Source organism: Pseudomonas oryzihabitans, from assembly GCF_007665395.1.
Classification (GTDB): domain Bacteria; phylum Pseudomonadota; class Gammaproteobacteria; order Pseudomonadales; family Pseudomonadaceae; genus Chryseomonas; species Chryseomonas psychrotolerans_C.
Genome location: NZ_VDND01000009.1, coordinates 27,018 through 39,396, shown reverse-complemented (window position 1 = coordinate 39,396; position 12,379 = coordinate 27,018). Strand labels below are relative to the sequence as shown.

The window sequence follows — 12,379 nt, the reverse complement described above, 5'->3', positions numbered from 1 at the left end:
GACGGCCTTGCTGGCCGGCTGGAGAGGGGATGAACATCACTCTAGCCACCCTCGCGGCAACGACGCAAAGAGCCTTTAGCATTGATGCGATAAGAGCGTCTTATGACGGCGATGTCCGCTACGGGGCGGGACAAGTCATAAGTATCCGCTATTCAACCAGAGCGAAGTCGTCTTAACCCCGCCGCCTCGGTTTTTGTAACGTGCTGTGAGCGCCAAGGGTGGTGCTCACCATAAGTTCAATGCGGGATCTCGCCAACGACCGAGCCTACCCGTGCGTACCTTCGCGTACGCCTTCAACTGCCTCGCTTCATGGATCAATTATTCGATAAAGGGCAAGGGCAGCATGAGCATTCTAAAATATTCGATCGGGGCACTGGGGTTAGCGGTTTTTCAAACGGGCATGGCGGCAGGATTCGTCGACGACAGTCATGCCACGCTTTTGCTACGTAACTTCTATAGCAATGCCGATAACCGCGATGGCACAGCAGCGCCCAACTACACCCAGGAATGGGGGCAGGGCTTCGTTCTCAACTACACCTCCGGCTTCACTCAGGGCACCGTAGGCGTGGGCGTGGACATGATCGGTATGTTGGGGCTGCGGCTGGACTCGGGCAAAGGGCATCACTACAACCCCACCAGCACCGCCAGCAACGGCAACATCTTTCCCACCGACAGCGACGGGCGGGCGGTGGAAGATTTCGCCAATCTAGGGCCGACCCTCAAGGCGCTGGTTTCCAAAACGGAATTCCGCTACGGCACGCTACAACCCAAGCTGCCGATCCTCATGTCTAGCGACCGATTGGTATTCCAGACCTTTAACGGCTTTCAGGTCGAATCCCGAGAAATCGACGGTCTGACGCTCACTGGTGGGCGCATCGATCACGTCAAGGAGCGGGGCTCGACCGATTGGGAAGGGATGTCCATTAACGGCTCTAACGCCACCGTAGACCCAGTGAATCCCGGGCTAAACACCACCCGCAGCACCCATGTAAACGAATTTTGGTTTGGTGGCGGTCAATATCGGGTGAACAAGGATCTGGCGTTGCAGTACTACTACGCCAATCTCCAGGATTTCTATCGACAGCACTTCCTAGGCGTAGTCTATGGCTTGAACTTGGGTCCCGGCCGGTTGACCACGGACCTGCGTTACTACAACAATCACTCCGACGGTGCAAACGGGCATAATCCGGACTACTACAGCACCGGCTATTACGGCAACGGCGTTACCCGTGGCAAGGTCGACAGTCGCCTGAGCAGCGTACTGTTCACCTATGCGCTGGGCAACCACTCCTTCTCGACCGGCTACCAGCAGGTGGATGGCCGCAGCGATGCGGTGTGGGTCAATGAGGGTGCGGGCACTACGAGCTACTTTATCACCGAGACCATGTCCGGCAAGTTCCAGCGCGCCGGGGAGCGCAGCTGGCAGGTCCGCTACGCCTATGATTTCAAAGGCGTTGGCTTTCCAGGTTGGACACTGAAAACAGCCTACTGGAACGGCGATCATATCAAGACTGCCACCTCGGATCAGAAGGAATGGGCGCGAGATATCACGCTGGGCTATGTGTTCACAGAGGGTCCGGCGAAAGGCCTGAGTACCGCGTTTAGGCTGGGTGTGTTCCGGACAGAGATGCAACGTAACACTGATGAGTATCGTGTGATCGTGGACTATCCGATCTCGCTGTTCTGACCAACTTAGAGAGCTCTTGAGGTCAGAGCGCGGTGCGGAAGCCTGATTAGGCAAACTCACGAACTGACGAGCTTGGTGGTATAGCGTTCACCGTTCGAGTATCAGTCGCCACTATCCGGTCTTGCTCACGCCTGTACTACGGACTCGCCGCGCGGGGATATCCTCTGATCCCCGCGCGGCGATATCCTCATCGCATGTACTGCCGGCAGGTATTGGGCTAGATCGGTGTCGTTGTGCATGGCTGAAGCGTAAAACGAACTCGACGATGCGGTTGAGGCCACCTGAGGCTATTTGATTGAAGTTGCTACGGCTGTCAGCAGCGGTTGATCACCCCCATCGTCACTCGCTTTGTGCGTCAATCCATCGCAAGGCGGAAATACCCTGCCGGCAGGTGCTAGGCGGTACACCGACTTTAACAATGGCTTTCATTAGCCACGGTTTGCTTGATAGGCTTATTCTGTACCTCATTGTCAGGTTTTTTTGCTTCGGGCGAAGTTGCTATGCTCCATGGCTAGTTCGGCTTCCTGAGCGCCGGTACGATCTTGTTGCATGAATCGCTCCTTAAGCCCGCTAGCCGCAATTTTTCGCATGACGGCCTCAATGGCAATTTTACTCTCATCAGTGGTTCCGTGTTTTGGGCGGCGCTTAGTCATATATAGTCCTCGCTATGACATTAACTGGATTTTATTCGACTTCAAAATTAACTTTAATTTTCGGCTTTATACTGATGATAGTTCTGTTCAAATATAAATTCCGTAGTCTATTTTTATTAACAAATGCTGAACCCTAAGGTATCCGGACTTTTGATTAAGTGCGTGGCAGGGTGAAGTGCCATCAAGTCCACGCGCAGGCGATACGAACCACCGTAGCGCAGATTTATAACTGCCTAGAATGTCGGTTGCCTGATATAGAACGTGAGTTTGCTGAATCAAATAATTTCTATGCTTTGGGCTGTAGCACGCGAGAGAACCTGTCGGTATCTTTAAAGAGATCATGCTCTGTTCCCCCGTGGAGCGCGCAGAAAAGCTCGGTACTCAGTCAATGATTTGTTTGCTGGCATCTCGTTTCTGTGACGCGGGCCAGCTGAGATTATATGATGAGTTGGGTGCCGGGGGACTTCGTTGGTAACGGTTCATCCCGTTAACTCCCCCTCCGGTTTTCCCGCTTACCAAAGCGCCTTTGGAATTCGCTGATGGCGAGTAGGCTGGTTTAGTACAAGGAAAGTATCTCTGTTCTAAAGTCCTTTGAAAGCTCAATCTTAAACAAACTGTCCTCGCCGAACGCGGCATCAAGTTCCTCTACTGCGCTGAGTCTTTGTTCTATCTCAAATTCCAGGCATTCAAAGGATGGTTCATGGGTGTCTTGATATAAGTTGTCCAGGCTTCCATCGCTACCTTTTAGAATCTGAAAATTTTCGAGAACGGCGAGGTCTTCCGGAAGGTCTTGAGCGATGCGCTGAGAGAATTGAATCAAAGAGGGTTCCGCTAAGATATACAGCCAAGCGTGGTGATCTTCATTTCCAGTGCGTCTAAGAATTCGCCCTAACACCTGCCTATAGTGTAATTCAGTGCGTATTCGACTCAAGTAGCAACAAACCTGCAAACGAGGTATATCAGTGCCCTCGCTGATCATACCAACCGCAACTATCCATCTACCTGTCCCTTTTCTAAATCCTTCGATGACTTGATGGGCACTTGGCGTACGGTTTGTCACTACAACAAAGTCTTCACCCCTTTGCCTCAGAGTTGCAGCAATCTGGTTGGCATGGCGAATGTTCGTTGCCACTATCAATCCCCCCGCATTAGGGACGTCCTTGCGGACATCATCGAGCCTGCTTTGACCAAGAGACAGAATCTTTCCTATCAATTCTGGGTGGCCAAGGATGCTTTCGAAAGAAATTGGGCTTTCATTGAGGAGCTGAGCGATACTGCTGTGAGTAGTGACAATCGGAACGCTATCCGACTGCTCTGTAAGACGTATGGCGTTGTTTTCCAGGACCGCTATGCGGGGGGTGCGACAAACTCTATCAGTTACGGCTTCTCGAAGACCGTAATTAAAATCGCAGACTAGACGACCTTCCGGGCTGGAGTATCTAGCCAACACAATGGCACGCTCGTCAGAGCGCCAAGGAGTTCCTGAGAGGGCTAGCGTATAGGCGGCTTTATCTTGTATCCTTTGTAGGATTATCTGTCCCCAAGCATTACTAAGGAGGGGGTCATGGCCAGCACAATGATGAACTTCATCGAAGATGACCAACACGCGATAGTCTTCGACTAACTTCCAAAATGCACTCGATCGATAGTCCATCGCTTGGTAAGTCGATGCAGCACCTACAGATCCCAACTGCCCGTTAAAGGGTCGACCAAGTACTTTCGAAAATGTCTTTTCCAACCCATCCACAACTTGGCGAGAAGGCGCAAAGCACAAAACAAGCTCAATCAATCCTGCCTGCAGCATTTCTTTCGCTAACTCTGCCGCCATCCTGCTTTTCCCTGACCCGGGAGTAGCTTGACAGAAGAAATGAGCGGAAGAGCGGTAATGCTCCATAGCGGCTGCTATACAAGCTTGCTGCCACCCACGTAGTTCTTTCATGGCACAATCAATATATTGAGTGTTTTTTCGATAGCGCGGAGGTGACCTAAGAGCTTGGAGCTTCGATCCCTGGCTTCAAAATAGTCGCTTTCAATTTGAGTTTTGAGCGCTGGTATCTCGGTAAATAACTGCTTGTATCTCTCGGCTTCACCCATTGCCGTAAGCATGTCCAAACGAATCTCTTTAGCAAGCAACTCTAAGTGCTCGGTGGTATTGTTTGGCCGCTGCCGGGTATGCGTTCGAGCCACTGATCGGTCGACAGCTGAGTCTGTATCCGTAGTAGCGGCCTTTGGGTCAATGAGGACCAAAGTAATCCCTGGTGGCATGCTTGTTACATGAAAGATCTGATCACGCCTGCGCTTATGCGAATCTTGACTCACCCAACCCATACGCACCAGACGTCGGACCTGATCGTAGATATAACGCCACAGGTCTAAGCCATTAGCCTGAACGCCTGTGCGAATAGCGTAAAAGTCTCTCAATGACCGAATTGTAAATTGCTGGCACCGCTCATCCGTGAGCAGCTCATAGAGCTGCCTGTCCAGCCTGAAAATTGCGGATTTCATACGAATGCCCAATATCGCTCAAGCAAGCGAAATGCGGATTATAATCCGTCGCGCACCGTATTGGAAACGTCTGATAGTCCCGCCTTGGTCACACGAGGCGGACATGCAAGCGCTGGCGAAGGATCTCGGTGAAAGAATTCGAGAGAGAAGGTTATCAATAGGGCTGTCTCAGGACGCGCTAGCCTTCGCTTGCGGGATTGATCGCAGCTACATGGGCCGAGTGGAGAGGGGCGAGGTCAATATCACTGTTGAAAAGCTGTATCGCATAGCTGCTCAGCTCAGATGTCAGCCTCACACCCTTATTCCCCGATTACCTCGGTAGCTGGCTGTCCTTGGGACAATCACTCGTATGCTGTGGTAAGCCTCTGAGTCCATATGGACGAAGAGTGATGAGCCCGAAAACGAGCCAGCACCAGGCATTGAGTGCGTGTCCATGGAGTGCCATGTTAGGGGTGTTCGATACCGGTGAACCCATAGGCCTGGCGCGTCTGCTGCTAAGGCCTACCGCGACCCTGAGCGTGGAGGCCAAGGAGCGCCAGGAGCTGCGTGAGCGGCATATGCAGTCGTCGTGAGGGTTCGACGTGGGGCTACCCTCACCCCAGCCCTCTCCCAGGGGGAGAGGGGGCGGAGCAGCCGTAGGTTGGGCTGAGACAGCTCCATCGTCGAAGCCCAAAAGGGCGGGGTCGAGGCGGGCATCGTTGGGCTTCGCTGCGCTCAACCCAACCTACGAAAGCTGCCCCTTCGCCTCTAGGCGGACCCGTAGGTTGGGTTGAGACGGCTCCACCGTCGAAGCCCAACAGCCGGTGTAGGGTGGAAAACCGCGCAGCGTTTTCCACGCGTTCTACGGCTCCGGCGTAAAGGGCTTCCCCCTCCCCGGGGAGAGGGGCGAAGCGGATTCGTAGGTTGGGCTGAGACGGCTCCATCGTCGAAGCCCAACAGGCAAGGCTGAGCCACTTACACTTGGGCTTCGCTAACGCTCAACCCAACTTACGCAAGCCGCTGGGCCTCGAATAGCTCGCCCGGGCGCACGATCTGCTCGCGCGCGGCGATCAGCGGCAGGTCGCGGCTGCCGGGGGCGGTGCGGGCGACCAGCGCGTAGAGGGCGCTGACCGCATGGGAGGCCGCGGCGGGGGTGGACTGGCCGTTGAGCAACTGGCCCAGCAGCACGGCGGAGAAGACGTCGCCCATGCCGTTGGGCAGCGGCTGCAGGTCCAGGTAGGGCGTCTGCACCAGCCAGGCATCCGCCGCCTCCACCACCAGGGTGCTGAGCACGTCGGTCGGCAGGTCCGGGGTGCGCAGGCTGGTGATGACGATGGTCGTCGGACCCGGTTGGCCGGGGCGGCCGAGCAGCAGCCGGGCGGCGCTCACGGCGTCGGCGGTGTCGGCCAGCGGCTGGCCGTGCAGCAGCTCGAATTCGTACTGGTTGGGGGTGATCAGGCTGGCCTGCTCGATGGCGCGGCGGCGCAGGAAGTCGGGGATGCCGGGGCGGACGAAGATGCCGCGGCCGACGTCGCCCATCACCGGGTCGCACAGGTAGTGCAGGTCGCTACGCTGGCGGCGGATCTCCTGGACCACGCCGAGGATCACCTCGCCGATGGCGGCATCGCCCAGGTAGCCGGACAGCACCGCCACGCAGCGTTCCAGCACGCCGCGGGCGCGCAGGCCGTCGAGTACGTCGTGGATGTGCTCGGGCGGAAAGACCTGGCCCTTGAATTCGCCGTAACCGGTGTGATTGGAGAATTGCACCGTGTTGACCACCACCGGCTGCAGGCCGAGCAGTTGCAGCGGCAGGGTGGCGGCGGCGTTGCCGACGTGGCCGTAGGCGACATGGGACTGGATGGACAGCACCAGCGGCGGCTGGGCGGGCAGGGCGGCAGGCATGGCGATCTCTCGGGCAGCGGGCTCTTGGTCGGGAGCCGGAAGGGCAGACTCCGGCAGCTTAACCCAGGCCTCCGGGCGAACCCTACCCCGGCTGTGGCGGTCTGCATCGGCAGTGCGGATCGCTACCAGCGCCGGGTACCTTGGCTGGCTACACTGGAGCGGCTGTCATCCACCTCTGGCCCCAAGGAGAAACGGGGAATGTCCGAGCTTCGCTTCGCACGTCTGGTGTTGGGTCTGCAGGCCCTGGTCTGGTTTGGACTCGCCCTGGCGCACTGGTTCTATCCCTACGAGATGGCCAACGCCCGCGGCATGGTGCTGATGGATTCGGCGTCGGTGGCCGAGGCGCGGGTCTGGTACGGCGGCATGCAGTTCGCCCTGGCGCTGTTCGCCGTGCTGGCCTTCCGCCGCGCGGAATGGCTGTCGGCCGGGCTGCTGCTGGTGGCCTTCGTGCAGCTGACGTTGTTCGTGGTGCGCCTGATCAGCGGCATGCTGGGCGAGTCGGCCACCGCCGAGCTGGATCTCTACTCCCAGGGCTATCGCCTGGTCATCGGCGTGCTCGCCCTGCTGGCGCTGCGCGCCCACCGTCGCCACGAGCAGCGGGAACTGGAGAATCGGCGGATCTACCAGGGCCAGTGATCAGCCCAAGGGTCGGGGCCGCGCGGTGTCGATCTGGTCGCTGCGGCTCAGGCCCAGGGTCAGCTGGCGGCAGAGGTCGAGGAATTCGACCATGGCCCCGGTCTGGTACTTCTGCTTGTGCCAGATGAAGCAGAACTGCCGGCGCAGGTCCAGGGTCGGGGTGTCGATGGGCACCAGGGTGCCGCGGGCGAAGGCATCGCGCAGGGCCAGCCGCGACAGGCAGCCGATGCCCAACCCCGATTCCACCGCGCGCAGGATGGCCTCGGTGTGCTCCAGTTCCAGGCGCACGTCCAGCGGCTGGGCGTGGTGGCGCATGGCCTGGTCGAAGGTCAGGCGGGTGCCGGAGCCCTGTTCGCGCAGGATCCAGGCCTGGGCTTCCAGTTCGGCCTGGGCGGCGGTGGTCCCGGCCAGAGGGTGCCCGGGGGCGGCGAACACCACCAGTTCGTCCTCGATCCAGGGCTGCACCTCCAGGTCCGGGTGCTGGCAATCGCCTTCGATCAGGCCGAGGTCGATGTCATGGTTGGCGATCCGCTGCACCACGCTGGCGGTGTTGTGCACGTGCAGGCGCACCCGGCAATCGGGGTGGCGCTGCATGAAGTCGCCCAGCAGCAGGGTGGCCAGGTAGTTGCCGATGGTGAGGGTGGCGCCCACTTCCAGAGAGCCGAAACCGGTCTTGCCGCGCAGCAGGTTTTCCACCTCGGCGCTGCGGTCGAGCAGGGCCACCGCCTTGGGCAGCAGTTGCCGACCCAGGGCGTTGAGCGTCAAACGCTTCCCGGCGCGGTCGAATACCCGGCAGTCGAATTGGCGCTCCAGTTCGCCCAGGGCGGTGCTGGTGGCGGACTGCGACAGATTGAGCGCCTCGGCTGCCCGGGAAACGCTTTCCTGGCGCGCCACGGCGACGAAGACCTCGAGTTGACGCAACGTGAATCTCATATCTGCCTTTTGGATAACCTATATTCGAATTATTCATTTCACGGATATTTTCCCCCTCTATAAACTGTCGCGCAATTTCTATCCAGCCCCGGGCTGTACCGATTTTTCCTGGAGTCATCGATGAGCAACCTGTACACCGAGCGCGTCCTGAGCGTTCATCACTGGAACGACACCCTGTTCAGCTTCAAGACCACCCGTAATCCGGGCCTGCGTTTCGAGAACGGTCAGTTCGTGATGATCGGCCTGGAAACCGAAGGCGGTCGTCCGCTGATGCGCGCCTACAGCATCGCCAGCCCCAATTACGAAGAGCACCTGGAGTTCTTCAGCATCAAGGTGCCGGACGGCCCCCTGACCTCGCGCCTGCAGCACCTCAAGGAAGGCGACAACCTGATGGTCAGCCGCAAGCCCACCGGCACCCTGATCCTCAGCGACCTCAAGCCCGCCAAGCACCTCTACCTGCTGAGCACCGGCACCGGCATGGCGCCCTTCCTGAGCACCATCCAGGACCCGGAGACCTACGAGCGCTTCGAGAAGGTCATCTTGGTCCACGGCGTGCGCTACGTGAACGAGCTGGCCTATGCCGACTTCATCACCAAGACCCTGCCCGAGCACGAGTTCATCGGCGACCTGGTGCGTGAGAAGCTGATCTACTACCCCCTGGTCACCCGCGAGGAATTCCGCAACCAGGGTCGCCAGACCGACCTGATGCGCAGCGGCAAGCTGTTCGAGGACATCGGCCTGCCGCCGATCAATCCCCAGGACGACCGCGCCATGATCTGCGGCAGCCCGAGCATGCTGGACGAGACCAGTGCCGTGCTGAACGAATTCGGCCTGACCATCTCGCCACGCATGGGCGACCCGGGCGACTACCTGATCGAGCGCGCCTTCGTCGAGAAGTAACGCCGCCCGGCTCCACGAAAACCCGCCCTCCGGCGGGTTTTTCGTTTGCGCAGGCCGGGGTGCTGAACTCCCCCGGGGGCGGATCGGTCGGTTGCTGGAGGACGTGTCAGGGTGACACGCCACTGCCGGGAGCCCCCATGAAGCCCTATGTGATCTGCCATATGATGTCGTCGGTTGACGGCCATGCCCTCACCGATGGCTGGGAACGTCCGCTCAAGAAGCAGGCCGACGCCACCTACGAGCGCCTGGCCGAGCGCTTCGAATTCGATGCCTGGGCCTGTGGCCGGGTGACCATGGAGGAGATCGCCCACGGTGAGGGCTATCCCACGGGCGTGGCCCAGGCGCCCATCGCCCGTACCCATCATTTCGCCCAGCGCGATGCCGCCAAGTACGCCATCGCCATCGATCCCCAGGGTAAGGTGGCCTGGAAGAAGAGCGAGGCCCTGGATTCCCATGTGGTGGCGGTATTGACCGAGGGCGTGAGCGACGACTACCTCGCCCACCTGCAGAACATCGGCGCCTCCTACGTCTTCGGCGGCAAGGACGAACTGGATCTGGCGACGGTGCTGGAATTGCTCAATGCCGAGCTGGGCATCGAGCGGCTGGTGGTGGAGGGCGGTCCCCATGTCAGCGGCTCCTTCGTCGCCGCCGGGCTGGTGGACGAGATCAGCGTGCTGATCATTCCGCTGGTGGACGGTCGCGGTGCCCATCCGGCGTCCTTCGAGATCGCCGAACAGGCGTGGCAGCAGCCGCTGTATCTCCAGCTGGAGTCGGCCGAGGCCCAAGATGACGGCAGCGTCTGGCTGCGCTACCGCCGCCGCTAGCCGAGGGCGTTCATGGGGGCCTGGAGCGGGCAGACGCCACTGGCGTAGTCCCGGATCACTGCGGGCACCCGTGCCAGGGGCACCGGCCGGCTGATGTGGTAGCCCTGGATAAAGTCGCAGCCCAGGGCGCAAAGCAGCCGCAGCTGTTCCAGTTGCTCGACCCCCTCGGCGGTGACCTTGAGCTTGAGCGGCCGGGCCATGCCGATGATGGCCTGGACGATCTGGTGATCGGCATTGCCCTCGGCTAGGCCGGTGACGAAGGAGCGGTCAATCTTCACCGTGTCGATGGGCAGACGCTTGAGATAGGCCAGCGAAGAATAGCCGGTGCCGAAATCGTCGATGGAAACGGCCACGCCAAGGTCGCGGATGCGCTGCAGCACTTCGATGGTGGGTTGCACGTTCTTGACCAGGGCGTTCTCGGTGACCTCCAGCTCCAGGCGGCGGGGCGAGAGGTGGTGGTCGTCCAGGCGCCAGGCGATCTGTGCCGGCAGGGCGTCGTTGCTCAGGCTCAGCGCCGAGCAGTTGATGGCGATGCGCAGGTTGCCCATGCCGGCGGCGGTCAGCTCGGCCAGATCCTGGCAGGCCCGCTTGAGCACCCAGGCATCCAGTTCCTCGATGAAACCATTGGCCTCGGCGATGCCGAGGAAGAAGTTGGGCGCCAGCAGGCCCAGGCGCGGATGGTCCCAGCGGATCAGCGCCTCGGCCTTGTCCAGGTGGCCGCTGGCGACGTCCAGGATCGGCTGGTAGTAGAGCTGCAGGCCGCGTTCCTCGGTCAGGGCCTCGCGCAACTCGGCCTCCAGCTCCAGCTGCAGCGAGATCTTCTCGCGCAGGGTCTCGTCGAAGAAGCTGTAGGTGTTGCGGCCATTGCCCTTGGACAGATAGAGCGCCAGGTCGGCGCTCTTGAGCAATTCCTCGCAGCAGCCACCATCGCGGGGATAGAGGCTGATGCCGATGCTGGTGGTCATCACCAGGGGACGGCTGCCGATGGTGATGGGGTTGCGCAGGCGCTCCAGAATGCGCTGGGCGAGGTGGCGGGCTTCGTCCGCGTTGGCCAGGCTGGCCAGGATGCAGAATTCGTCACCACCGAAGCGCGCCACCAGGTCACCTTCGCGCACCGCATCGCGAATGATCTTGGCCATGGCCACCAGCAGCTGGTCGCCGGCGTCGTGGCCGAGGCTGTCGTTGATCCGCTTGAAATGGTCGATGTCGAGAAACATGACCGCCAGGCTGCGGCCCTGCTGGGCGTGGCGGTCGAGGGTCTCGGCGAAGGCCTGGTTGAAGGCGCGTCGGTTGTGCAGGTCGGTGAGGGGATCGTAGTGCGCCGCCTGCTGTAGCGAGGCCCGGGCCTCGTCGAGCTGGCCGACCAGGGAATTGACCCGCTCCAGGTCGTGTTCCTTGCGCTGCAGCTGGCGATCCGCCCAGGCCGCGCCCAGGCCGCCCACCACCAGCAGCAGGGCGATGATGGCGATGCCCACGCCCAGCTGCCAGGCATTGCTGCCGCCCTGCAGCGTGGTCTCGGTGGCGGTCGGTGCGATCAGCACCATCGACCACATGCCGGTGAAGTGCATGGCCGCGATGGCCAGGCCCATCACCAGGGCGGTGGCCATGCGCAGCCAGCGATAGATGCCGGTGTAGTGCCGGCGGAAGATCTGGATCAGCTGCAGGGCGGCGAAGCTGGCGCCCACGGCGATGGCGATCGATGCTAGGAAGGGCGCGGGACGGTAGAGCACCACGGCCTCGGTGTGCACGGCGGCCATGCCGGTGTAGTGCATCAGCACGATGCCCACGCTCAGCACCAGGCCGGCCTGGAGCCGCTGGCCGCGGGTGAGATCGGGCTGGCTCAGGGCGGGCATGGCCATGAGGCCGGCGAGCACCACGATCAGCAGCGACGCCAGGGTGATGAAGAGGTCGTAGTGCACCCGGGTGGGCACGGTGTAGGCCAGCATGGCGATGAAGTGCATGCCCCAGACGCCGAAGCCGAAGCTCAGGGCGCCCATCAGGCTCCAGGCCCGCCGGCGGGCCAGGGTACGGGTCTGGCCGATGCGCTCGGCGAACACCAGGGTGACGTAACAGGCGCTGACCGCGACCAGATAGGCGAGTGCCACCAGCCAGGCATCGTGCTGCCCATGCAGATGCACGTGGTCCTGGGCAAGGGGGGCGACAAGGAACTCGAGTCCCAGCCAGTTATTCATTCCGTAGCCTCGGCAGGAAATCCGGCAGGGCTGGGTGAAGAGGGCCCGGCGGGGTATCCGACCCGGGTGGCTTTCACGACGGCAGCCTGCGCTCTGAGTTTAGCTTGCCTTGCCCTATCGGCGAGGGGAAGGGGGGCTTTAACCCGGACTAGAGCGGTTAGCGCGCGA

At 60.5% G+C, this 12,379-nt stretch carries 12 protein-coding genes and 1 pseudogene; 6 read left to right on the top strand and 7 right to left on the bottom strand.

The genetic code is table 11. The features are described from left to right. Positions 1 to 343 precede the first annotated feature (343 nt). Positions 344 to 1,687, top strand: a complete 1,344-nt coding sequence (locus FSV73_RS17970) for an OprD family porin (protein ID WP_145009718.1) — start codon at positions 344 to 346, stop codon at positions 1,685 to 1,687. A gap of 470 nt (positions 1,688 to 2,157) precedes the next feature. Here FSV73_RS17970 and FSV73_RS17965 read toward each other — a convergent pair whose 3' ends face one another. The 4 genes from FSV73_RS17965 to FSV73_RS17950 form a co-directional block, all read right to left on the bottom strand. After that, positions 2,158 to 2,340 carry a hypothetical protein gene (locus FSV73_RS17965; protein WP_145009282.1) on the bottom strand — a complete coding sequence of 61 codons (183 nt, stop codon included), beginning with the start codon at positions 2,338 to 2,340 and terminating at the stop codon, positions 2,158 to 2,160. Between the two features lie 87 nt (positions 2,341 to 2,427). Then, entirely contained in the window at positions 2,428 to 2,682 is a 255-nt protein-coding gene (locus FSV73_RS25990; protein WP_145009279.1) for an antitoxin Xre/MbcA/ParS toxin-binding domain-containing protein, read from the bottom strand. A gap of 214 nt (positions 2,683 to 2,896) precedes the next feature. Continuing rightward, positions 2,897 to 4,279 carry a DEAD/DEAH box helicase gene (locus FSV73_RS17955; RefSeq protein ID WP_145009276.1) on the bottom strand — a complete coding sequence of 461 codons (1,383 nt, stop codon included), beginning with the start codon at positions 4,277 to 4,279 and terminating at the stop codon, positions 2,897 to 2,899. After that, complete coding sequence (locus tag FSV73_RS17950) at positions 4,276 to 4,845, bottom strand: hypothetical protein (protein ID WP_145009273.1); 570 nt, start codon at positions 4,843 to 4,845, stop codon at positions 4,276 to 4,278. The genes FSV73_RS17955 and FSV73_RS17950 overlap by 4 nt, the downstream gene beginning before the upstream one ends. A 103-nt stretch (positions 4,846 to 4,948) precedes the next feature. On the opposite strand from FSV73_RS17950, the gene FSV73_RS17945 reads away from it, so the two are divergent. Further along, the gene (locus tag FSV73_RS17945) at positions 4,949 to 5,167 is read left to right on the top strand and encodes a helix-turn-helix domain-containing protein (protein ID WP_145009270.1); all 219 of its coding nucleotides are present in this window, start codon (positions 4,949 to 4,951) and stop codon (positions 5,165 to 5,167) included. Positions 5,168 to 5,303: 136 nt separating this feature from the next. After that, positions 5,304 to 5,417: pseudogene (locus FSV73_RS17940) on the top strand (TraR/DksA family transcriptional regulator); the annotation flags it as partial. A 415-nt stretch (positions 5,418 to 5,832) separates the two neighbouring features. Here the strand turns inward: FSV73_RS17940 and pdxY are convergent. Continuing rightward, positions 5,833 to 6,726: a pyridoxal kinase PdxY gene (gene pdxY / locus FSV73_RS17935; protein WP_145009267.1), complete on the bottom strand. Its 894-nt coding sequence runs from the start codon at positions 6,724 to 6,726 to the stop codon at positions 5,833 to 5,835. Between the two features lie 198 nt (positions 6,727 to 6,924). Here pdxY and FSV73_RS17930 point away from each other — a divergent pair, with 198 nt between their 5' ends. Continuing rightward, the gene (locus FSV73_RS17930) at positions 6,925 to 7,362 is read left to right on the top strand and encodes a DUF4345 family protein (RefSeq protein WP_077172295.1); all 438 of its coding nucleotides are present in this window, start codon (positions 6,925 to 6,927) and stop codon (positions 7,360 to 7,362) included. On the opposite strand, the gene FSV73_RS17925 is transcribed toward FSV73_RS17930, so the two are convergent. Next, complete coding sequence (locus FSV73_RS17925) at positions 7,363 to 8,295, bottom strand: LysR family transcriptional regulator (RefSeq protein WP_145009264.1); 933 nt, start codon at positions 8,293 to 8,295, stop codon at positions 7,363 to 7,365. It abuts the gene before it with no gap. Positions 8,296 to 8,415: 120 nt separating this feature from the next. Between FSV73_RS17925 and fpr the strand changes: the two genes are divergently transcribed. Both fpr and FSV73_RS17915 read left to right on the top strand, forming a co-directional pair. Continuing rightward, entirely contained in the window at positions 8,416 to 9,195 is a 780-nt protein-coding gene (gene fpr, locus FSV73_RS17920) for a ferredoxin-NADP reductase (protein WP_058760032.1), read from the top strand. A 137-nt stretch (positions 9,196 to 9,332) separates the two neighbouring features. Next, complete coding sequence (locus FSV73_RS17915) at positions 9,333 to 10,019, top strand: dihydrofolate reductase family protein (protein ID WP_145009261.1); 687 nt, start codon at positions 9,333 to 9,335, stop codon at positions 10,017 to 10,019. Here FSV73_RS17915 and FSV73_RS17910 read toward each other — a convergent pair. After that, the gene (locus tag FSV73_RS17910) at positions 10,016 to 12,211 is read right to left on the bottom strand and encodes a putative bifunctional diguanylate cyclase/phosphodiesterase (RefSeq protein ID WP_145009258.1); all 2,196 of its coding nucleotides are present in this window, start codon (positions 12,209 to 12,211) and stop codon (positions 10,016 to 10,018) included. The two genes, FSV73_RS17915 and FSV73_RS17910, sit on opposite strands and share 4 nt — an antisense overlap. Positions 12,212 to 12,379 lie beyond the last annotated feature (168 nt).